Genomic DNA, 20697 nt, shown 5'->3' on the forward strand with positions numbered 1-20697 from the left:
AATGAATCCGGGAAGCCACCGGTTCACCGTTGTGGCAGCATCCGTACAACCCGGGAGTGGATCAGATGACGGTTCAGGACGAGACCAGCCAGAGCGAGGGCATCATCCTGTCCGACGCGGCGGCCTCCAAGGTCAAGAGCCTGCTCGAGCAGGAGGGCCGCGACGACCTCGCGCTGCGCGTCGCCGTCCAGCCGGGCGGTTGCTCCGGCCTGCGCTACCAGCTGTTCTTCGATGAGCGCGCGCTCGACGGCGACGTCGTGAAGGACTTCGGCGGAGTGAAGGTGGTCACCGACCGCATGAGCGCCCCGTACCTCGGCGGCGCCTCCATCGACTTCGTCGACACGATCGAGAAGCAGGGCTTCACGATCGACAACCCGAACGCCACCGGCTCCTGCGCCTGCGGCGACTCGTTCCACTGAGCCCCGCGCGAAAGCGGCGGACACCCGGGGTGCCCGCCGTTTTCGGCATGTCCTGACGCGCCTTCCCGGCGCCCCGGTTACTTCCGCGGCACCGTGCTGCCGTCGGAGAGGTCGACGACCTTGCGGTCGCCCAGCGGCGTGTCGAGCCGGACCGTGCGGGAGAACCGCTCGGCGATCATGATGCAGGCCTTCCCCGGCTCCTTCTCCACCGCAGTGACCTTGACCTTCACCACCGTGCCCGAGCCGTCGGCCGAGACCGTGTAGTCGCTGCACACCCCGCCCCAGAAGCGCAGGGTCAGCTGCGTCCCCTCGGCGCGGTACGACTCGACCTTCGCCGCCCCGGCGGCCGGTGCCGCCGTCCCCGAGGGCGCGGGGGAGGCCGTGCCGCCCCGCACGTACGCCGGGTCCACCGCCGGCTGGGCCAGCACCGAGGTGCGCGTCACGCCCTCCTGCGCCACCTCGAAGAGCCAGGACGGCACGAGCGTCTGCCGCCCGGCCACGAACTGGGCCGACAGGCCGAACTCGGCCTTCCGCACCTCCATCGGCCGGTGCGCCGTCGGTACGCAGGGGAGCACCTGCGGCAGCGTCGGGTCGTCGCCGGGGGCGCGGGAGGGCTTCGGCACCACGGTGGGGCAGTCGCCGATCCCCAGGTCACCGCCCGTCCCGGGGCGCTCCAGCAGCTTCAGCGCCTCCTTCGCCGACACCACCGGGTAGGTGTCACCCCTGGTCAGCGGTGCCATCATGCCGTGCCCGGTGACCAGCAGCCCGTCCGAGGCGACCTGCACCGCCGACCGCCAGCCGTGCGTGGGCAGCCCCGCCACCCGCGGGTCCGCGGTGACCGTGCGCAGGACCCCCGAGACCTCGCCGGCGTCCGTACGTGCGCCCTTCAGTCCCAGCGCCGCGAAGACCGGCGCGGCCCTGCGCAGCGCCTCCGCCGCCGGCACCGCGAGGTCGTCCTGCGCCGGGGCGCGGCCCTCGCGGGGCTTGCCGCCGTAGTACGAGTACGCCCAAGTGCCTGGAGCGTCCTTGTTCACCCGGAGCACCGGACCGCCCCCGTCCGGCGTACCACCGGCCTTCCACACGCCGTGGTCGGACTTCACCGTGCCCGGCACGCCCAGGGCCTGCGCGAGCCGCTCCACGGCGGCACGCGACACGCTGCCCGGCCGCTGCACGGCGGCGGAGGAGGGGCCGTCGGGCAGATCGCCCCGGACGGTGAGCTCGGCACCCGTGCCGCCGGTGGCGGAGTCCAGTTCGAGCGGCTCCGCGGCGTCGCTCCCGCTGCCGCCCGAGGCGCGCGGTACACCGCCCTCGGCACTCGACGAGGCCCAGTAGGCACCACCGCCCCCGGCGGCCAGTACGGCCACGGCCACCGTCGACATCACCCACGGCGGCCTGTGCCGGCGGCGCGTTCGCGTCGGCTCGCTCTCCACGATGGCTCCTTCGGCTCCGCACAGCTGCTGACGTCCCGGTCCTTCAACCGGGGGACGCCACTTGGACGGGCCGGAGCGCTTCGCGGTTCCGATCAGTCGGCGTACTCGGCCATGCCCTCGACGACGTGCGACGACGCGGCCGGCACCGTGATCCCGTGCAGGCTCGCCGGGCTGACCCGCGCGGACTCGTCCTCCGCGGGGACCTCCCAGTGCGCGGCCATCTTGCGGCAGTCGCCGATCAGCTCGGCGAGCGACTCGGGGTCGCCGAGGGGCGCGGGGGGAAGAGGAGTGGTCATGCATACGACCCTAGGCACGTGGCGTCACGGGAGAAAGCCCTACTATCGGGTAGTTTCACCATGTCGGCGTCCACCGGCCCAGCCGGTAGCGTGGACAGGTCCCGTCCGCAGCCCGCCTCCGCAGGAGCGTTCCAGCCGTGCGTATCGCAGTCACCGGCTCCATCGCCACCGACCACCTGATGACCTTCCCCGGCCGATTCGCCGACCAGCTCGTCGCCGACCAGCTGCACACGGTCTCCCTCTCCTTCCTGGTCGACACGCTCGACGTACGCCGCGGTGGCGTCGGTGCGAACATCTGCTTCGGTATGGGCCAGCTGGGTGTCCGGCCCGTCCTCGTCGGCGCCGCCGGCTCCGACTTCGACGAGTACCGCGCCTGGCTCGACCGGCACGGCGTCGACACCGCCTCCGTCCGCATCTCCGAGGTGCTGCACACGGCGCGCTTCGTCTGCACCACCGACGCCGACCACAACCAGATCGGCTCCTTCTACACCGGTGCCATGAGCGAGGCCCGCCTCATCGAGCTGCACTCGGTCGCCGCCCGCGTCGGCGGTCTCGACCTGGTGCTCATCGGCGCCGACGACCCCGAGGCGATGCTCCGCCACACCGAGGAGTGCCGCTCCCGCGACATCCCGTGGGCGGCGGACTTCTCGCAGCAGATCGCCCGCATGAACGGCGACGAGATCCGGATACTGCTGGACGGCGCGGCCTACCTCTTCTCCAACGAGTACGAGAAGGGCCTCATCGAGTCCAAGACCGGCTGGACGGACGAGGAGATCCTCGGCCGGGTCGGCACCCGCGTCACCACGCTGGGCTCGCGCGGCGTCCGCATCGAGCGGGCCGGCGAGGAGCCGATCGTCGTGGGCTGCCCGGAGGAGGACGCCAAGGTCGACCCCACCGGCGTCGGCGACGCCTTCCGCGCCGGCTTCCTCTCCGGCCTCGCCTGGGGCGTCGAGGCGGAGCGCGCGGCACAGGTGGGCTGCATGCTGGCGACGCTGGTGATCGAGACCCTCGGCACGCAGGAGTACCAGCTGCGGCGGGCCCACTTCATGGACCGCTTCACCAAGGCCTACGGCGACGAGGCCGCCGAAGAGGTCCGCACCCACCTGCACTGAGGCTCACCGCGGGGTTGCGGGCGGTCGCCCGCAACCCCCGGGCCCGTCAGGAGACGCGGCGCACCCAGTACGCGACGCCGCGGGGCGCGGCGTGCGCGCCGAGGTACTCCTGCTCGCGCATGTCGCACCACGCGGGGATGTCGAGCCGGGCGGCCTCGTCGTCGGAGAGCACCGACACGACGCCGCCGACCGGCACGTCCCCGATGACCTTCGCCAGCTCGATGACCGGGATCGGGCACCGCTTGCCGAGGGAGTCCACGACGAGGTCGGGCTCGCCCTCCTCCTCCGCAGCCCCCGCTCCACCCGCCGTCCGCGCCGCCCGCGCCGCGGGCCCGGACGCCGGCGCCGGAGCGCCGAGCCGCTCCCGTACCGTCCGCACCACGCCCGGCAGCACCTCGAGGAAGCGGTCCACGTCGCCCGCCTCCGTACCCGCCGGCAGCGAGACCCGGACGTTCCCCTCGGACAGCACGCCCATCGCCTTCAGCACGTGGCTGGGCGTCAGCGTGCTGGAGGTGCACGACGACCCGGAGGAGACGGAGAAGCCCTCCCGGTCCAGTTCGTGCAGCAGCGCCTCGCCGTCCACGTAGAGGCAGGAGAAGGTCACCACGTTCGGCAGCCGCACCTCGGGGTGGCCCACGACCTCCACGTCCGGGAGGAGTTCGGGCACCGCCGTACGGATGCGGTCGACCAGGGCGGAAAGCCGTGCCGCCTCCGCGTCCGCCGCGGCGCGCACCGCCCGCAGGGAGGCCGCCGCGGCGACGATCGCGGGCAGGTTCTCGAAGCCGGGTGCCCGCCCCGACTCCCGTTCGTCCGAGGGGTGCTGGGCGGCGAAGCGGGTGCCCTTGCGGACCGCCAGCAGGCCGACGCCGGACGGTCCGCCCCACTTGTGGGCGCTCGCGGTCAGCAGCGACCAGCCACCCGCCACCGCGCCCCAGCCCAGTGACTGGGCGGCGTCCACGAGCAGCGGCACCCCCGCCGCCCGGCACAGCTCGGCGGCCCGGTCGACCGGCTGCACCGTGCCGACCTCGTGGTTGGCGGACTGCAGGCAGGCCAGCGCGGTGTCCTCGCGCAGCGCGGCGCCGAAGGCGTCGGGGTCGACCAGACCCGTGCGGTCCGTGCCCACCTGCGTGACGTCGGCGTCCTCCACCGCGTGCAGCACGGAGGAGTGCTCGACGGCCGAGACGACCACGTGCCGGCCGATCCGGCGTCGGCCGGCGAGCGCCCCGGCCACCCCCGCGTGCACCGCACGAGTACCCGAAGGAGTGAAAACGAGTTCGTCCGGACGGCACCCGACGGCGTCGGCGGCGGCCTCGCGGGCGGCGTCGAGGAGCAGCCGTGCGCGGCGCCCCTCGCGGTAGAGCCGGGAGGGATCGGCCCACCCTTCGTCGAGCGCGGCGAGGAGTGCCTGCCGGGCGACGGGATGCAGTGGTGCGGCGGACGCGGCGTCGAAGTAGGGCACGTCCTGCACGCTACGCCCCGGCGTCCCCGCGGAGCGTCTGGGGACCAGTCAAAAGCCCCCGAAACGGGGCCCTCCGCAGGTGCGCAGCGGTGCCCGACACCCCTTCGGGGGCAGCCCCGGCGCGTTGGCACCCCTCCCCGCGCGCCCCAAAATCGAGTCCAGTAGGGTTTGGTCCGCATAAACATCCACACCACTGCCCGCGCCAGGGCGACCGACCAGCACAGGCCGGGCATCCGGACGCGTGGGCGAGACTCTCGGGAAGGCGCTACGTGAGTCCCTACGGCTCCGACCGCTCGTCGCGGCGCCCGATGCGGCGGATTCTGCCGCAGGCGCTGGCCGCGGGCCTGGTCCTTGCGACCGCCACCGGTTGCACATACGAGGACTTCCCCCGCCTCGGCATGCCCAGCCCCGTCACGGAACAGGCACCGCGGATCCTGTCGCTCTGGCAGGGTTCCTGGGCTGCCGCGCTGGCGGTCGGCGTGCTCGTGTGGGGCTTGATCCTCTGGAGCATCATCTTCCACCGGCGCAGCCGCACCAAGGTGGAGATCCCGCCCCAGATCCGCTACAACATGCCGATCGAGGCGCTCTTCACCACCGTCCCGCTGGTCATCATCTCGGTGCTCTTCTACTTCACCGCCCGGGACGAGTCCAAGCTCCTGGAGACCTCCGCGCGGCCCGACCACGTCGTCAACGTGGTCGGTTTCCAGTGGAGCTGGGCCTTCAACTACGTCGAGGACGTGGACGGCAACCCGTCGACCCCGGCGGCCGGCACGGTGCCCGCGGAGCTCTCCACGATCTCGGCGAAGAAGCTGGACGCGCCCGCGGGTGCCGACGGCGTCTACGACTTCGGCACGCCGGCCTCCAAGGACCAGGACACCGGCAACCCGGGCCCGACCCTGTGGCTCCCCAAGGGCGAGTCGGTCCGGTTCGTCCTCACCTCGCGTGACGTCATCCACTCCTTCTGGGTGGTTCCCTTCCTGATGAAGATGGACGTCATCCCCGGACACACCAACGTCTTCCAGGTGACCCCCAACAAGGAGGGCACCTTCGTGGGCAAGTGCGCCGAGCTGTGCGGTGTGGACCACTCCCGGATGCTCTTCAACGTCAAGGTCGTCTCCCCGGAGGCCTACAAGCAGCACCTCCAGGACCTGGCGAAGAAGGGCCAGACCGGTTACGTCCCGGCAGGCATTGCCACCACCGGCAACGCCAAGAACGCGGAGACCAAGACCCAGTGAGCATTCTCAACGAACCCCACGGTGCGGCCGCCGCGCACGACGACGCGTACGCGGACGAGATGCCGGTCCGCACGAAGCAGCCGGGCAACGTCATCGTCAAGTGGCTGACCACCACCGACCACAAGACGATCGGCACGCTCTACCTGGCGACGTCGTTCTTCTTCTTCCTCATCGGTGGCGTGATGGCGCTCGTCATGCGCGCCGAACTCGCCCGCCCGGGCACCCAGGTGGTGTCCAACGAGCAGTTCAACCAGCTCTTCACGATGCACGGCACCGTGATGCTGCTGATGTTCGCGACCCCGCTCTTCGCCGGCTTCGCGAACTGGATCATGCCGCTGCAGATCGGCGCCCCCGACGTCGCGTTCCCGCGGCTGAACATGTTCGCCTACTGGCTCTACCTGTTCGGCTCGCTGATCGCGGTCGCCGGCTTCCTCACCCCGAACGGCGCCGCCGACTTCGGCTGGTTCGCCTACTCCCCGCTGACCGACGCGGTCCGCTCGCCGGGCATCGGCAGCGACCTGTGGATCATGGGTCTGGCGTTCTCCGGCTTCGGTACGATCCTCGGCTCGGTCAACTTCATCACCACGATCATCTGCATGCGCGCCCCCGGCATGACGATGTTCCGGATGCCGATCTTCGTCTGGAACGTGCTGCTCACCGGTGTGCTGGTGCTCTTCGCCTTCCCGGTGCTGGCCGCCGCGCTGCTGGCCCTGGAGGCCGACCGGAAGTTCGGTGCGCACGTGTTCGACGCCGCCAACGGCGGCGCCTTGCTATGGCAGCACCTCTTCTGGTTCTTCGGGCACCCAGAGGTGTACATCATCGCGCTGCCGTTCTTCGGCATCATCAGTGAGGTCATCCCGGTCTTCTCCCGGAAGCCGATGTTCGGCTACGTCAGCCTCATCGCGGCGACGATCTCGATCGCCGGCCTCTCGGCGACGGTGTGGGCCCACCACATGTACGTCACCGGTGGTGTGCTGCTGCCGTTCTTCTCCTTCATGACCTTCCTGATCGCGGTACCGACCGGTGTGAAGTTCTTCAACTGGATCGGCACCATGTGGAAGGGCTCACTGAGCTTCGAGACACCCATGCTCTGGGCCATCGGCTTCCTGATCACCTTCACCTTCGGTGGTCTGACCGGTGTCATCCTGGCCTCGCCGCCGCTGGACTTCCACGTCTCCGACTCGTACTTCGTGGTGGCGCACTTCCACTACGTCGTCTTCGGCACGGTCGTCTTCGCGATGTTCTCGGGCTTCCACTTCTGGTGGCCGAAGTTCACCGGCAAGATGCTCGACGAGCGCCTGGGCAAGATCACCTTCTGGACGCTGTTCATCGGCTTCCACGGCACCTTCCTCGTCCAGCACTGGCTGGGTGCCGAGGGCATGCCCCGCCGCTACGCGGACTACCTGGCCGCCGACGGCTTCACCACGCTGAACACCATCTCGACGATCAGCTCCTTCCTGCTGGGCCTGTCGGTCCTGCCGTTCGTCTACAACGTGTGGAAGACGGCGAAGTACGGCAAGCCGGTCGAGGTGGACGACCCGTGGGGCTACGGCCGCTCGCTGGAGTGGGCGACCTCCTGCCCGCCGCCGCGGCACAACTTCCTCACGCTGCCCCGCATCCGGTCCGAATCCCCGGCCTTCGACCTCCACCACCCGGAGATGGCCGCTCTGGACCAGCTGGAGAACGTCGGCGCGGCCCCGGCCGTCTCCGGCGGCGATGAGAAGGAGAGCGGCAAGTGAAGTTCCAGGGCAAGCTGTTCCTGTGGCTGTCCGTCTTCTTCCTGGGCATGGCCGTCGTCTACGGCCTGTGGTCCAAGGAGCCGGTCGGCACCACGGCGCTCTTCCTCTCCTTCGGCCTCGCCGTGATGGTCGGTTTCTACCTGGCGTTCACCGCCCGGCGCGCCGACACCGGCGCCCAGGACCGTGAGGACGCGGACGTCGCGGACGACTCCGGCGAGCTGGGCTTCTTCAGCCCGCACAGCTGGCAGCCGCTGCTGCTGGCCTTCGGTGGAGCCACCGCCTTCCTGGGCATCATCTTCGGCTGGTGGCTCATCTACTTCGGCGCGCCCTTCATCCTCGTCGGCCTGTGGGGCTGGGTCTTCGAGTACTACCGGGGTGAGAACCGCACCCAGTGAGCGCCCGGCGCCCACGCACCGCACGGCGATGGCCCGGACCCCGAACGGGGGGTCCGGGCCATCGCCCGTTCGTACGCGCTCGGCGAGCGCCGGAGATCATCTCTGCCTAGCGTGGTGACCATGGGTCACTTTTCTCCGCGCCGCATGGCGACCGCGATCGCTGCAGTGACACTCTCCGCGCCGCTGGCCTCCTGTTCGGGCGGCGGCGATCCCCTCGCCACCGCCCCCTACGACGCCGCCGGCCAGGTCGTGTGGACCGGGGGAACCACCGGGTCGAAGAAGGCCGACCCCAAGAAGCCGCTGGAAATCACCGTCAAGGGTGAGGGCAACCGCATCACCGATGTGACGGCCACCGACGGTTCGGGACGCTACGTGAGCGGCCGCCTGTCCGCGGACGGCAAGAGCTGGCGCAGCACCTCGAAGCTCTCCTCCGCGGCGCACTACGTCGTCAAGGTGACCACCGAGGACGCGAAGGGCCACCAGGGACGCAAGACGCTCGCCGTGGACACCTCGGGCACCAAGCGCCATCTGAAGGTCACCTTCGGCCCGGAGAGCGGCACCTACGGCGTCGGACAGCCCATCACCGCCGAGCTGAGCGCGGCCGTGAAGGACACCCTCGGCCGGAGCGTCGTCGAGCGCAACCTGCACGTCAACGCCTCCCCGGCGGCCGACGAGGGCGCCTGGTACTGGGTCGACGACAAGACCCTGCACTACCGCCCCCGTACCTACTGGCCCGCGCACGCCCGCATCGACGTGCGCAGCACCCTGGACAACGTGCACATCAAGGGCTCGCTCTACGGGGGCGACGTCAAGCCGCTGACGCTGCGCACCGGCGACCGCGTCGAGGCCGTCACCGACGCCGCGACGCACTCCATGACCTTCAAGCGCAACGGCAAGCTCGTCCGCACCATCCCGGTGACCACCGGCAAGCCGGGGTTCTCCACCCGCAACGGCATCAAGGTGGTGCTGGGTCAGGAGGCCAACGTAAGGATGCGCAGCGAGACCGTGGGGATCGCCTCGGGCAGTTCCGACTCCTACGACCTGCCCGTCCAGTGGGCCACCCGTGTGACCTGGAGCGGTGAGTACGTGCACGCGGCGCCCTGGTCGGTGGGCTCTCAGGGGATCGCCAACGTCAGCCACGGCTGCGTCGGCATGAGCACCGAGAACGCCCACTGGTTCTTCGACAACGTGCGGCGCGGCGACCTGGTCTCGGTCGTCCACAGCCTGGGTGAGGACATGCCCGCCTTCAGCAACGGCTTCGGCGACTGGAACCTGTCCTGGAGCGAGTGGCGCAAGGGCAGTGCGACGGGAACGCGCAAGGGCGCCGACCCGGCCGTCGCCGACCGTACCGACGCCCCTGAGGCCCGTCTTCAGCCCGAGATGTGACGCTACGCGTCGACGGCCAGCCGCTGCCTCAGCAGCCCCGCCAGGGCCTCGTTCAGCGCGACCGGGTCGACCGGGTGGCTCACCGCCGCGTCGGCCCGGCTCCAGCTGGCCAGCCAGGCGTCCTGGGGGCGCCCGATGAGCACCAGCACCGGCGGGCAGCGGAAGATCTCGTCCTTCACCTGGCGGCACACTCCCATGCCGCCGGCCGGGACGGCCTCGCCGTCGAACACGCACGCGTCGATGCCGCCGTTCTCCAGCGCGCTGAGGACCGCCGGGAGGGTCGCGCACTCCATGTACTCCACCGGCGGCAGGTCGCTCGCCAGGCGGCGGCCGACGGCCAGACGGACCTGTTCCCGGGTGTTCCTGTCGTCGCTGTAGACCAGCACCGTCGCGGTCGTCTGCATCCGTGCCTCCTCGCCCTCGTGGAGTCGCCTGCCTGTGGCCGAACCTTACTCCCGGGCAGGGTGCTTCGAGGAGGGTTAGCTCCTTCGGGCGACGCCTTTCCCTACCTCAAGGGCCTTGACACACCGAATGGCACCCCCCGGAGTGAGCGCGAGATAAGCGACCGACATAATGTCGGTCGTGGCGACAGCAACAGCAGTAGAAACCGGGCACGCGCACCCGTCGGTCAACCGGCCGAACCTCACCAGCGTCGGAACCATCATCTGGCTGAGTTCCGAGCTGATGTTCTTCGCGGCCCTCTTCGCGATGTACTTCACCCTTCGCTCGGTGACGGGTGCCGAGTACTGGAAGGCGCACGCCGACGTCCTGGACATCCCGTTCTCGGCGACGAACACCACGATCCTCGTGCTCTCCTCCTTCACCTGCCAGATGGGTGTCTTCGCCGCCGAGCGCGGCGATGTGAAGAAGCTGCGCGCGTGGTTCATCGTGACGTTCATCATGGGCGCGATCTTCGTCGGCGGTCAGATCTTCGAGTACACCAACCTGGTCAAGGAGGACGGCCTCTCGCTCTCCTCCGACCCGTACGGTTCGGTGTTCTACCTGACCACCGGATTCCACGGTCTGCACGTGACGGGTGGTCTCATCGCCTTCCTGCTGGTCCTCGGACGGACCTACGCGGCACGGCGGTTCACCCACGAGCAGGCCACCGCGGCCATCGTCGTGTCCTACTACTGGCACTTCGTCGATGTCGTCTGGATCGGCCTCTTCGCCACGATCTACCTGATCAAGTAGTCGGGGCCCCGCGCGAGTTGCGCACACGGTCAACGACATCCAGAACCATCGACGCAAGAGATCCTGACACCGGGGTAATCCGTGAAAAAGCTCTCCGCACGACGGCGCCACCCGCTGGCGGCGCTCGTCGTCCTACTTGTCGCGCTCACGGCCATCGGGGGGCTGTACGCCGCGCTCGCGCCGGCGCCCAAGGCGCAGGCCGACGACAGCTCTCAGTCCCTCGCCATCGAAGAGGGCAAGAAGCTGTTCGCCGTCGGCTGCTCCAGCTGCCACGGTACGTCGGGGCAGGGCGGCAGTGACGGCCCCAGCCTCGTCGGCGTCGGCTCCGCGGCCGTGGACTTCCAGGTCGGCACCGGTCGCATGCCGGCCCAGCAGCCCGGCGCCCAGGTGCCGCGCAAGAAGGTCATCTACGACCAGAAGCAGATCGACCAGCTCGCGGCGTACATCGCCTCGCTGGGCCCCGGTCCGGTCACGCCCACCGAGGAGCAGTACGACCCGGCCGGCGCCAACGCCGCGCGCGGCGGGGAGCTCTTCCGCACCAACTGCGCCCAGTGCCACAACTACCAGGGCAAGGGCGGAGCGCTGACGCACGGCAAGTACGCGCCCACGCTGGAAGGCGTGAGCGACAAGCACCTGTACGAGGCCATGCTGACCGGCCCGCAGAACATGCCGTCCTTCCCCGACACGACGATGCCGGAGGAGAACAAGCGGGAGATCATCGCTTACCTCGACGCCGTCAACGGCGAGGGCGCGCCGAGCCCCGGCGGCATGTCGCTGGGCAGCCTCGGCCCGGTCACCGAGGGTCTCTTCGGCTGGATCTTCGGCCTCGGGGCCCTGATCGCCTGCGCCATTTGGCTCGCGGCCCACACCACCAAGGCGAAGAAGTCATGAGTCAGGACATGTCACAAGAGAACCTGCCGGACAGGCCGGCACACCAGGGCGGCGGCCAGCTCGCGACCGCGGAGAACCCGTTCGCGGACCCGGGCTTCCCGGCCCACCTGCCGCGCCGCCAGGACATCGACGAGAAGGCCGCGAGGTCCTCCGAGCGCACGGTGGCCTTCCTGTTCACCGTGTCGATGCTCGCCACGCTGGCCTTCATCGCCAGCTTCGTGGTCATCCCGATCGACAAGATCGTCTACATCTGGCCGCTGGGTCACATCAGCGCGCTGAACTTCGCGCTGGGCATGACCCTCGGCGTCTCGCTCTTCGCCATCGGCGCCGGCGCGGTCCACTGGGCCCGCACGCTGATGTCGGACGTCGAGGTCGCCGACGACCGCCACCCGATCGAGGCGAGCCCCGAGGTCAGCGCCAAGGTCAAGGCCGACTTCGCCACCGGGGCCGGGGAGAGCCAGATCGGCCGCCGCAAGCTGATCCGCAACACCATGCTCGGCGCGCTGACCCTGGTGCCGCTCTCCGGTGTGTTCCTGCTGCGCGACCTCGGCCCGCTGCCGGAGGACAAGCTCCGCCACACGCTGTGGTCCAAGGGCAGGCTGCTGATCAACCAGAACACCAACAAGCCGCTGCGTCCCGAGGACGTCGCCGTCGGCTCGCTCACCTTCGCCGTGCCCGAGGGCCTGGAGGAGGAGCAGCACGACTACCAGGAGCAGCTCGCCAAGGCGGCCCTGATGATCGTCCGCATCCAGCCGGACGACATCAAGGACAAGAAGTCCCGCGAGTGGGCGCACCAGGGCATCCTGGCGTTCTCCAAGATCTGCACCCACGTCGGCTGCCCGATCAGCCTCTACGAGCAGCAGACGCACCACGTGCTCTGCCCGTGCCACCAGTCGACGTTCGACCTTTCCGACGGTGCCCGGGTGATCTTCGGTCCCGCCGGTCACGCCCTGCCGCAGCTGCACATCAGCGTGAACGGTGAGGGTTACCTCGAGGCACTGGGCGACTTCGAAGAGCCCGTGGGCCCTGCGTTTTGGGAGCGTGGATGAGCACCAACACGAGCGCGAGCGCGAAGCAGCGCGGAAAGGCGCCCGCCGGCGAACGTGTCGCCGACTGGGCCGACGGCCGGCTGGGCATCTACAGCCTGGGCAAGGCCAACCTGCGGAAGATCTTCCCGGACCACTGGTCCTTCATGCTGGGCGAGATCGCCCTCTACAGCTTCATCATCATCATCCTGACCGGTGTCTACCTGACGCTGTTCTTCCACCCGGCGATGAACGAGGTCGTCTACGACGGCTCCTACGCGCCGCTGCAGGGCATCACGATGTCCGATGCGTACGCGTCGACCCTGCACATCAGCTTCGACGTGCGCGGCGGTCTGCTCGTCCGCCAGATCCACCACTGGGCGGCCATCGTCTTCGTGGCCGCGATGCTCGTGCACATGATGCGCATCTTCTTCACCGGTGCGTTCCGCAAGCCGCGCGAGGTCAACTGGGTCTTCGGCTTCCTGCTGCTGTTCCTCGGCATGTTCGACGGCTTCATGGGCTACTCGCTGCCGGACGACCTGCTGTCGGGCACCGGTATCCGCTTCATGGAAGGCGCCGTGCTGTCCGTGCCGATCGTCGGCACGTACCTCTCGTTCTTCCTCTTCGGCGGTGAGTTCCCCGGCACCGACATCGTGCCGCGGTTCTACACGATCCACGTGCTGCTGATCCCCGGCATCATGGCGGGCCTGCTGGTGGCGCACCTGATCCTGATCGTCTACCACAAGCACACGCAGTGGGCCGGCCCCGGCAAGTCGGAGAAGAACGTCGTGGGCATGCCGTTCTTCCCGGTCTACACGGCCAAGGCGGGCGGCTTCTTCTTCATCGTCTTCGGTGTCATCGCGGCCATGTCCGCGCTGGTCTCCGTGAACCCGGTGTGGGCGTACGGCCCCTACCGTCCGGACCAGGTGTCGACCGACGCCCAGCCCGACTGGTACATGGGCTTCTCCGAGGGCCTGATCCGCATCATGCCGGGCTGGGAGATCAACTTCGCGGGCCACACGCTCGTCCTGGGCGTGTTCATCCCGCTGGTGATCTTCCCGCTGGTCCTGGGCTTCATGGGCGTCTACCCGTTCCTGGAATCCTGGGTCACCGGTGACAAGCGCGAGCACCACCTGCTCGACCGGCCGCGCAACCGGCCCGTCCGCACGGGCATCGGCGCCGCCTGGATCAGCCTCTACCTGATCCTGCTCGTCGGCGGTGGCAACGACCTCTTCGCCACCCGCTTCCATCTGTCGATCAACGCGATCACCTGGGTGGTCCGGATCTCGTTCTTCGTGCTGCCGGTGCTGGTCTTCGTCGTCACCAAGCGGATCTGCCTGGGTCTGCAGCGACGCGACCGCGACAAGGTGCTGCACGGTCGCGAGACCGGCATCATCAAGCGGCTCCCGCACGGTGAGTTCATCGAGATCCACGAGCCGCTGGAGCAGGGCTCGCTGTTCAAGCTCACCCAGCACGAGCAGCCCAAGCCGCTCGAGGTCGGCCCCGAGGTCGACGAGAACGGCGTGGAGAAGAAGGTCGGCCCCACGGCGAAGCTGCGCGCGAAGCTGTCCCGCGGCTACTACGGCGAGGGGACGCAGATCGACAAGCCCACGGTCGAGGAGTACGAGGAGATCACGAGCGGCCACGGTCACCACTGATCACTGAAGCTGTGCCACCGGGCAGGGTCCCGTCCATCCGATGGACGGGGCCCTTTCCCGTTCCCCGGCGCCGATAGGCTGGAGCCGAAGGATTCCCGTCGCACGTCAGACCCCATGGAGTGTGGACCATGAGCGTTGTGAACCCCGCCGGAGGCGCATCAATGGCGGGCGGCTCCTGGCCCGACCTCCTGGGTGCACTGCTGAACGGCAAGGACCTGACCGCCGCGGAGGCGGCGTGGGCGATGGACCGGATCATGAGCGGTGAGGCCTCGGACGCCCAGGTCGCCGGCTTCATGGTGGCGCTGCGGGCCAAGGGGGAGACCGTCGAGGAGGTCACCGGCCTCGTCGAGTCGATGTACGCGCACGCGGAGCCGCTGCACATCCCCGGCCCCGCCGTGGACATCGTCGGCACCGGCGGCGACCGGGCCAGGACGGTGAACATCTCGACGATGTCCGCCATCGTCATCGCCGGCACGGGGGCCAAGGTCGTCAAGCACGGTAACCGCGCCGCCAGCAGCGCCAGCGGCGCCTCCGACGTCCTGGAGAAGCTCGGCATCAACCTCGACCTGCCCGCCGACCGGGTGGCGAAGGTCGCCGAGGACACCGGGATCACCTTCTGCTTCGCGGCGAAGTTCCACCCCGCGATGCGGTTCGCCGCCCCGGCCCGCCGCGACCTGGGCATCCCCACCTCGTTCAACATCCTCGGCCCGCTGACCAACCCGGCACGCGTGGGCGCCTCCGCCGTGGGGTGCTTCGACACCCGGATGGCCGGGCTGATCGCCGGCGTGCTGGCCCGCCGCGGCTCCTCCGCGCTGGTGTTCCGGGGCGACGACGGGCTGGACGAGCTCACCGTCACGTCCACCTCCCAGGTGTGGGTGGTGCGGGACGGGAAGGTCGAGCAGGAGTCCTTCGACCCGCGCGACGTCGGCATCGAACTGGTGCCGATCGAGGCGCTGCGGGGCGCGGACGCGGCGTACAACGCCGACGTCGCCCGGCGGCTGCTGGCCGGCGAGACGGGCCCGGTGCGTGACGCGGTGCTGCTCAACTCGGCGGCCGCGCTGGTGGCGCTGGAGGGCGCGGGCGGCTCGCTGACCGACCGGATCGCGGCCGGGATCGCCCGGGCGGCCGAGTCGGTCGACTCGGGTGCGGCCGCGCGGACGCTGGAGCGGTGGGCGGCGGCCACGCAGGCGTAGTCGCGGGAACGACCGCGGAGGGCCGGGGCCGTTGCCCCGGCCCTCCGTGCTGTCCGCCCGCGGGCGGACCGTCCGGGATGCGGACCGCGGCTTGCGGCGCCCCGCGCGTGTGGCATGATGCTGCGCAGGTCACGAGTGACAGCGACACGGCCCCGGCCCGCTGTCCGGCAACCCTCCTTCCGTGGCGGGGTGCCCCGGGTGATGACCAGGCCGCAGGCAGCGAGGTCTGCGGCAAGCGCGGTCAGAGGAGTTCCTCCATGAGCAAGCGAATGCGCTAGGGCCTTTCGGGCCCCCAGCCGTCCTCCCCCCTCCCCGGGCCTTCGCCCGTCGTGCCGAGGGCTGTTCCGTCATCACTGACGTCCCGTCACTCCCGCATGCTCCCAGGAGAGTTCGCCATGTCGCTGCGCCCTGCCCTGCCCTCGTCCGTCCACGCCGCGCTGCCCGTGCTCGGGCGCGACGTCCTCGTGCCGCTCGTGACCGGGGGCGAGGTCGGCTACGCCGCCCTCGACTACGCGGCCAGCGCGCCCGCCCTGCAGCGGGTCTGGGACGACGTGGCGGCCTACGCGCCGTACTACGGCAGTGTCCACCGGGGGGCCGGCTACCTCTCGCAGCTGTCGACGGACCTGTTCGAGCAGAGCCGCGCCACGGTCGCGGAGTTCCTCGGCTGCCGCCCCGACGACCAGGTGGTCTTCACCCGTTCGACCACCGACTCGCTGAACCTGCTGGCCGCCGCCGTACCGGCCGGCACGAGCGTCTTCGTCTTCGAGACCGAGCACCACGCGTCCCTGCTGCCGTGGCGGAACGCCGACGTGACCTACCTGGGCGCCCCCCGCACCCCGGGGGAGGCCGTGGCGACACTGGAGCGGGCACTGGCCGCCCGGGAGTCGTACGGACCGGCGCTGGTCTGCGTGACCGGGGCGTCCAACGTGACCGGCGAGCTGTGGCCGGTGCGGGAGCTGGCCGCGGCGGCCCACGCGCACGGGGCCCGGATCGTGCTGGACGCGGCGCAGCTGGCCCCGCACCACCCGGTGGACATCGCCGAACTCGACGTGGACTGGGTGGCCTTCTCCGGGCACAAGCTGTACGCGCCGTTCGGCTCCGGTGTGCTCGCCGGCCGCGCCGACTGGCTGTGCGCGGCCGAGCCCTACCTGGCCGGGGGCGGCGCCTCGCGGCGGGTGGCCCGGCGAGCGGACGGCGGCGTGGACGTCGACTGGCACACCACGGCCGCCCGGCACGAGGCCGGCTCGCCCAACGTCATCGGCGCCTACGCGATCGCCTCGGCCTGCCGCGTGCTGACGGAGGCCGGGTTCGACCGGCTGGTCGAGCGCGAGCAGGCGCTGGTGGCGCGGGTGCGGGCCGGACTGGCCGAGGTGCCCGAGGTGAAGGTGCTGTCGCTGTTCGGCGACGACGCCCCCCGGGTCGGCGTCATCTCCTTCGTCGTCGAGGGCTGGAACAGCTCCCACTTCGCGGCGGCGCTCTCCGCCGAGTACGGCATCGGCGTCCGCGACGGCCTCTTCTGCGCGCACCCCCTGGTGCGCACCCTGCTCGGCGGCGTTGACCAGGAGCCGGGTGAGTGCGGGGCCCCCGACGCCGCCCCCGGCGAGCCCGCCCGGCCTTCGGCCGGGGGTGCCCCCACGCTCAACGCCATCCGCGTCTCGTTCGGCGCGGGCACCCCGGACGAGCACGTGGAGCGCTTCGTCGCCGCGGTGCGGGAGCTCGTGGCGGACGGTGCCAAGTGGCGCTACCGCACCGAGGACGGCCGCTGCGTCCCGGACCGGGACCAGGCCTGAGCGTCCCGGTCCGCCCCGCAGCGCCGGGCCGGGCGGACCGGTTACGCGTCCAGGCCGATGGCGAAGGCCGTCTCGAGGTCGTGCTGGGAGTAGGTGCGGAAGGCCACGTGCGTGTCCGTGGCCTCGACACCGGGGATCTTGCTGATCCGGCCGGGGATGACGTCCGCGAGCTCGTCGTGCCGGGCCACCCGCACCATGGCGACCAGGTCGTACGTGCCCGTGACGGAGTAGACCTCGCTGACGCTGTCGAGCGCGGCGATGGACTCCGCGATCTCGGGGATACGGTCGACGCTGGTCTTGATGAGCACGATCGCGGTGATCACGGCTGTAGGTCTCCTTGGGTCGCCCTGGCTGCGGGCTCAAGCTTAGGCGTTGCGCGATAGCACACCCACGCGCACAGGAAGCCGAAGACGAAGCCGGTGATGTGGGCGAGGTAGGCCACCCCGGGACCGGTCTGCTGGATCTCGCCGGCGAGCCACTGCAGCACGAACCAGAAGATCAGCACCATCCAGGCCGGGAAGCGCAGCGGCAGGAAGAAGAGGAAGGGGAAGACACTGGTGACCCGGGCCTTGGGGTAGAGGTAGAGGTACGCGCCGAGCACCCCCGAGATCGCGCCGGACGCCCCGACCAGGGTCTGGGTCGAGGAGGCGTGCCCGAGCGCATAGCCGTACGTCGCCAGGTAGCCCGAGACGACGTAGAAGAGCAGGAACCGGAAGCGGCCCATGCGGTTCTCGACGTTGTCGCCGAAGACCCAGAGGAACAGCATGTTGCCGAGCAGGTGGACCCAACTGCCGTGGACGAACAGTGCGGTGAGCACCGACACGAACGGCGAGGTGGCGAAGGACCCCAGCGGCGGGCAGTCCGCCGGCATCGGCACCTGCGCCAGGGGGATCCGGCCGTGCCAGAGCTCGGCGGGGATGACACCCCAGCGGGCGAAGTACGTCGCCTGGGCGCACACCTGATCGTGGCCCATGCCGTACATGTAGTTGAGCCCGGAGGACGGGCTGATGAGGAAGAGCGACGCGCACAGCCCGATCAGGGCGTACGTCACCACGGGTGTGCGGTGGACGGGGTTCTTGTCGTACACCGGGATGACCATGGACCGATCATGGCGGAACGGGCGTAACGGTCGCGGGGCGCCTCGCCGCAGCGCGGGGGACCACCGAGGCCGTAGGGTGACCGGAACGCATCCGCGCGACCGAGGAGACGACCGATGCCGGTGCCCCTGCCGACCGCCACGACCCGCTGGCGTTGCTCCCTGTGCGGCAACCTGACCCGGTTCGACGTCACCCGTTCCAGCAAGGTCGTCGAGTACGTCCACCTGGACCTGGCGGGCGAGCCCACGGTCGAGGAGCGCGAGGTGCTCAGCGAGTCCGTGGAGTCGGTGCGCTGCCGCTGGTGCAACGCCGTGGACCAGGTCGAGCTGGTCGACCGCCCCGGCGCGGCGGCGGCGACGCAGGCCTGAGCGCCGCCGGGGACAATAGAAGAATGCGGCGCGGCCAGAGAGGTTGAAGGAGGCCGGGGAGGCGCCCACGGACTGGACGGGAGTGACGGGTGGACGGGACCGGCGGTAACCCGGGCCGCGGCGACGAAGCGGCCGCGCCCGAGGCTACGGCTGCGCCGGAGGAGTCCGTCCACGGCGAGTCGCTGGACCGGCCGCTACCCGAGGGCGTACGGCACCGCGTGGTCGCCCTGGCGGCGGAGGCCTTCGGCGGGCTGACCCCGGGCGAGCTTCCCGCGGTGCTGCGCCCGTACGCCCGGTTCACCCCGAGCCGTCGCGCCAAGTTCGCCGCCACCGCGCTCGCCACGGCCCTGGAGGGCGACCCGTCCTTCCGGCAGCGGGTGGGCGCACGGCTACGCGAGTCCGAGCCGGACCTGTGCGAGGCGCTGGACGCCGGCACCCCGCCCCCCGCGGTCGACCCGCTGGACGTGGCGGCCGCCGCGTACCTGCTGCGTCCCGCGGGCTGGGCCAAGCTGGTGGCCGCCGCTGGCGAGGAGGCGCAGCGGGTCAGCGCCGAACGGGCCGGCGAGGAAACGCAGCGTGAGCTGCGGCAGCTGAAGGCGGAACTGGACGAGGCCCGCGCCCAGGCGCGTACCGAGGGCGTGCGGGTCCGCACCGAGCTGGAGGCGGCCCGCAAGGAGGCCGAGTCGCTGCAGCGCAAGCTGCGCAGTGCGGCGAGCGATGTGAAGCGGGCCGAGGCGGCGCTGCGCAAGGTCGAGGCCGAACTGGACGAGACCCGCGCGGCCGCGGCCGCGGAGAAGGCCTCGGCCGACGGCGAGGCCCGCCGGCTGCGGGCCCGGCTCGCCGAGGCCGAGCAGGCCGTGGAGGCGTCCCGCCGGGCGGCCCGGGAGGGCCGCAGCACCGAGGACATGCGGCTGCGCCTGCTGCTGGATACCGTGCTCGACGCCGCCTCGGGACTGCGCCGGGAGCTCGCGCTGCCGCCGCGCGACACCCTGGGCGCCCGGCCCGCGGACACCGTCGACGCGGTCATGCCGGGGGCGATCAGCCCCAAGGACATCGCGCGGCGCGCCCTGTCCGAGGACGACCCGGCGCTGCTGGACCAGCTGCTGGCGCTGCCGCAGTCCCATCTGGTGGTCGACGGCTACAACGTGACCAAGACCGGTTATCCGGCGCTGCCGTTGGAGAAGCAGCGGCTGCGGCTGCTGGGCGGCTTGGCCGTGCTGGCGGCGCAGAGCGGTTCCGAGGTCACCTGCGTCTTCGACGGCGCCGACCTGGACGCCCCGGTGCTGCTGGCACCGCCGCGCGGGGTGCGGGTGCTGTTCAGCAAGGCCGGTGAGACGGCGGACGAGTTGATCCGGCGTCTGGTTCGGGCGGAACCTCCCGGTCGTCCGATTGTGGTGGTTTCTTCCGATCGCGAAGTTGCTGACGGTGTGGCCCGTGTAGGCGCCCGCCCGGTCGCATCCACCTTGCTACTGAAGCGACTTGCCCGGGTGTGACCTGGAGCACACCGTGGGGCGCGTGAGGCGCTTTTCGGGGACGCAGTGTCAACTCGTCATCACTGCACGTGCGATGTATGTAAAGAAAACGCTGCCGAGCGACTTTTTTTCTTCAGGGATTTGATCCGATCACAAGATGGTCACTAGGGTCGTGCCTCGAACCTCTGCCCAGTCGATCATCCAGCCCGGATGGCGGCGGAGGTCCCGCCGATCTGAAGTGCCGCGCGTACGACGGGGGACGCCGACACTTGGAGCCGGGGAACGCAGTTCCCGATGCATGCGGCAGGCGGCTGGAGGAAGAAGGAGCTCGCCCGAGTGGCGTCCCACCGTCGTCCCAAGCAGGCCAGTCGCACACGTGTCACCGTGCTCACCGCGACCGCCGCCGCAGCCGTCGCCCTGTCCGCGCAGGCAGCCCAGGCGGCGCCGGCCAAGCCGTCCGTCAAGAGCGTCAAGGCCAAGGTCGACGGTCTCTACGAGCAGGCCGAGCAGGCGACCGAGAAGTTCAACGGCGCCAAGG

General features: G+C 70.5%; 20 protein-coding genes, 1 pseudogene and 1 riboswitch. Of the genes and pseudogenes, 15 read left to right on the forward strand and 6 right to left on the reverse strand.

The genetic code is table 11. The annotated features are described in order from the left end of the window. Nucleotides 1-65: 65 nt before the first annotated feature. On the forward strand, nt 66-419 hold the full coding sequence (locus tag ABZ312_RS15120) for a HesB/IscA family protein (protein ID WP_499511434.1): 354 nt from the start codon (nt 66-68) through the stop codon (nt 417-419). A gap of 77 nt (nt 420-496) precedes the next feature. On the opposite strand, the gene ABZ312_RS15125 is transcribed toward ABZ312_RS15120, so the two are convergent. Both ABZ312_RS15125 and ABZ312_RS15130 read right to left on the reverse strand, forming a co-directional pair. Beyond that, nucleotides 497-1849, reverse strand: coding sequence for a hypothetical protein (locus tag ABZ312_RS15125; RefSeq protein ID WP_500437818.1), 1353 nt, complete (start codon nt 1847-1849; stop codon nt 497-499). Nucleotides 1850-1941: 92 nt separating this feature from the next. After that, on the reverse strand, nt 1942-2145 hold the full coding sequence (locus ABZ312_RS15130; protein WP_499511432.1) for a hypothetical protein: 204 nt from the start codon (nt 2143-2145) through the stop codon (nt 1942-1944). Nucleotides 2146-2282: 137 nt separating this feature from the next. On the opposite strand from ABZ312_RS15130, the gene ABZ312_RS15135 reads away from it, so the two are divergent. Further along, nucleotides 2283-3257: a carbohydrate kinase family protein gene (locus ABZ312_RS15135; protein WP_499511431.1), complete on the forward strand. Its 975-nt coding sequence runs from the start codon at nt 2283-2285 to the stop codon at nt 3255-3257. 46 nt (nt 3258-3303) lie between these two features. Here ABZ312_RS15135 and ABZ312_RS15140 read toward each other — a convergent pair whose 3' ends face one another. Continuing rightward, entirely contained in the window at nt 3304-4716 is a 1413-nt protein-coding gene (locus ABZ312_RS15140) for a cysteine desulfurase/sulfurtransferase TusA family protein (protein ID WP_500329927.1), read from the reverse strand. 269 nt (nt 4717-4985) lie between these two features. On the opposite strand from ABZ312_RS15140, the gene ctaC reads away from it, so the two are divergent. The 4 genes from ctaC (at nt 4986) to ABZ312_RS15160 (ending at nt 9471) form a co-directional block, all read left to right on the forward strand. Continuing rightward, on the forward strand, nt 4986-5951 hold the full coding sequence (gene ctaC / locus ABZ312_RS15145) for a cytochrome c oxidase subunit II (protein WP_499511429.1): 966 nt from the start codon (nt 4986-4988) through the stop codon (nt 5949-5951). Continuing rightward, nucleotides 5948-7690, forward strand: a complete 1743-nt coding sequence (ctaD, locus tag ABZ312_RS15150; RefSeq protein ID WP_500370028.1) for an aa3-type cytochrome oxidase subunit I — start codon at nt 5948-5950, stop codon at nt 7688-7690. The genes ctaC and ctaD overlap by 4 nt, the downstream gene beginning before the upstream one ends. Next, nucleotides 7687-8085 (forward strand): cytochrome c oxidase subunit 4, encoded by a 399-nt coding sequence (locus ABZ312_RS15155; RefSeq protein WP_499511427.1) that lies wholly within the window; start codon nt 7687-7689, stop codon nt 8083-8085. The genes ctaD and ABZ312_RS15155 overlap by 4 nt, the downstream gene beginning before the upstream one ends. Nucleotides 8086-8205: 120 nt before the next feature. After that, nucleotides 8206-9471 (forward strand): L,D-transpeptidase, encoded by a 1266-nt coding sequence (locus ABZ312_RS15160; protein WP_500329925.1) that lies wholly within the window; start codon nt 8206-8208, stop codon nt 9469-9471. A gap of 2 nt (nt 9472-9473) precedes the next feature. Here ABZ312_RS15160 and ABZ312_RS15165 read toward each other — a convergent pair whose 3' ends face one another. Beyond that, nucleotides 9474-9875 carry a hypothetical protein gene (locus ABZ312_RS15165; RefSeq protein WP_499511425.1) on the reverse strand — a complete coding sequence of 134 codons (402 nt, stop codon included), beginning with the start codon at nt 9873-9875 and terminating at the stop codon, nt 9474-9476. A gap of 169 nt (nt 9876-10044) precedes the next feature. On the opposite strand from ABZ312_RS15165, the gene ctaE reads away from it, so the two are divergent. From ctaE to ABZ312_RS15195, 6 genes are all read left to right on the forward strand, one after another. Then, nucleotides 10045-10665: an aa3-type cytochrome oxidase subunit III gene (gene ctaE / locus ABZ312_RS15170; RefSeq protein WP_500329923.1), complete on the forward strand. Its 621-nt coding sequence runs from the start codon at nt 10045-10047 to the stop codon at nt 10663-10665. An 81-nt stretch (nt 10666-10746) separates the two neighbouring features. Beyond that, nucleotides 10747-11556, forward strand: a complete 810-nt coding sequence (gene qcrC, locus ABZ312_RS15175) for a cytochrome bc1 complex diheme cytochrome c subunit (RefSeq protein WP_500329921.1) — start codon at nt 10747-10749, stop codon at nt 11554-11556. 8 nt (nt 11557-11564) lie between these two features. Further along, nucleotides 11565-12605 (forward strand): cytochrome bc1 complex Rieske iron-sulfur subunit, encoded by a 1041-nt coding sequence (gene qcrA / locus ABZ312_RS15180; protein ID WP_500329920.1) that lies wholly within the window; start codon nt 11565-11567, stop codon nt 12603-12605. Beyond that, complete coding sequence (qcrB, locus tag ABZ312_RS15185) at nt 12602-14239, forward strand: cytochrome bc1 complex cytochrome b subunit (protein ID WP_499511422.1); 1638 nt, start codon at nt 12602-12604, stop codon at nt 14237-14239. The genes qcrA and qcrB overlap by 4 nt, the downstream gene beginning before the upstream one ends. A gap of 128 nt (nt 14240-14367) precedes the next feature. Next, nucleotides 14368-15432 carry an anthranilate phosphoribosyltransferase gene (gene trpD, locus ABZ312_RS15190; protein WP_500437820.1) on the forward strand — a complete coding sequence of 355 codons (1065 nt, stop codon included), beginning with the start codon at nt 14368-14370 and terminating at the stop codon, nt 15430-15432. A 127-nt stretch (nt 15433-15559) separates the two neighbouring features. Then, nucleotides 15560-15676, forward strand: a riboswitch (SAM riboswitch). A 151-nt stretch (nt 15677-15827) separates the two neighbouring features. Further along, the gene (locus ABZ312_RS15195) at nt 15828-17222 is read left to right on the forward strand and encodes an aminotransferase class V-fold PLP-dependent enzyme (RefSeq protein WP_500329916.1); all 1395 of its coding nucleotides are present in this window, start codon (nt 15828-15830) and stop codon (nt 17220-17222) included. 41 nt (nt 17223-17263) lie between these two features. On the opposite strand, the gene ABZ312_RS15200 is transcribed toward ABZ312_RS15195, so the two are convergent. Then, entirely contained in the window at nt 17264-17545 is a 282-nt protein-coding gene (locus ABZ312_RS15200; protein WP_018557042.1) for an Lrp/AsnC family transcriptional regulator, read from the reverse strand. Further along, the gene (locus ABZ312_RS15205; protein WP_500329914.1) at nt 17542-18321 is read right to left on the reverse strand and encodes a rhomboid family intramembrane serine protease; all 780 of its coding nucleotides are present in this window, start codon (nt 18319-18321) and stop codon (nt 17542-17544) included. The genes ABZ312_RS15200 and ABZ312_RS15205 overlap by 4 nt, the downstream gene beginning before the upstream one ends. A 114-nt stretch (nt 18322-18435) precedes the next feature. Here ABZ312_RS15205 and ABZ312_RS15210 point away from each other — a divergent pair, with 114 nt between their 5' ends. The 3 genes and pseudogenes from ABZ312_RS15210 to ABZ312_RS15220 form a co-directional block, all read left to right on the forward strand. Beyond that, nucleotides 18436-18687: a hypothetical protein gene (locus ABZ312_RS15210; RefSeq protein WP_499511418.1), complete on the forward strand. Its 252-nt coding sequence runs from the start codon at nt 18436-18438 to the stop codon at nt 18685-18687. Nucleotides 18688-18776: 89 nt separating this feature from the next. Continuing rightward, on the forward strand, nt 18777-20180 hold the full coding sequence (locus ABZ312_RS15215; RefSeq protein ID WP_500329913.1) for an NYN domain-containing protein: 1404 nt from the start codon (nt 18777-18779) through the stop codon (nt 20178-20180). Between the two features lie 315 nt (nt 20181-20495). Next, a pseudogene (locus ABZ312_RS15220) lies at nt 20496-20697 on the forward strand (hypothetical protein); the annotation flags it as partial.

The organism is Streptomyces sp. NPDC006207 (genome assembly GCF_040613835.1).
Lineage (GTDB): Bacteria > Actinomycetota > Actinomycetes > Streptomycetales > Streptomycetaceae > Actinacidiphila.

Excerpts from the sequence above, each read along its gene's own strand:
- ABZ312_RS15120 (WP_499511434.1), top strand. The coding sequence starts at position 66 with ATGACGGTTCAGGACGAGACCAGCCAGAGCGAGGGCATCATCCTGTCC.
- ABZ312_RS15130 (WP_499511432.1), bottom strand. The coding sequence starts at position 2,145 with ATGACCACTCCTCTTCCCCCCGCGCCCCTCGGCGACCCCGAGTCGCTC.
- ABZ312_RS15160 (WP_500329925.1), top strand. The coding sequence starts at position 8,206 with ATGGGTCACTTTTCTCCGCGCCGCATGGCGACCGCGATCGCTGCAGTG.
- ABZ312_RS15165 (WP_499511425.1), bottom strand. The coding sequence starts at position 9,875 with ATGCAGACGACCGCGACGGTGCTGGTCTACAGCGACGACAGGAACACC.
- ctaE (WP_500329923.1), top strand. The coding sequence starts at position 10,045 with ATGTCGGTCGTGGCGACAGCAACAGCAGTAGAAACCGGGCACGCGCAC.
- qcrA (WP_500329920.1), top strand. The coding sequence starts at position 11,565 with ATGTCACAAGAGAACCTGCCGGACAGGCCGGCACACCAGGGCGGCGGC.
- qcrB (WP_499511422.1), top strand. The coding sequence starts at position 12,602 with ATGAGCACCAACACGAGCGCGAGCGCGAAGCAGCGCGGAAAGGCGCCC.
- trpD (WP_500437820.1), top strand. The coding sequence starts at position 14,368 with ATGAGCGTTGTGAACCCCGCCGGAGGCGCATCAATGGCGGGCGGCTCC.
- ABZ312_RS15195 (WP_500329916.1), top strand. The coding sequence starts at position 15,828 with ATGTCGCTGCGCCCTGCCCTGCCCTCGTCCGTCCACGCCGCGCTGCCC.
- ABZ312_RS15205 (WP_500329914.1), bottom strand. The coding sequence starts at position 18,321 with ATGGTCATCCCGGTGTACGACAAGAACCCCGTCCACCGCACACCCGTG.
- ABZ312_RS15210 (WP_499511418.1), top strand. The coding sequence starts at position 18,436 with ATGCCGGTGCCCCTGCCGACCGCCACGACCCGCTGGCGTTGCTCCCTG.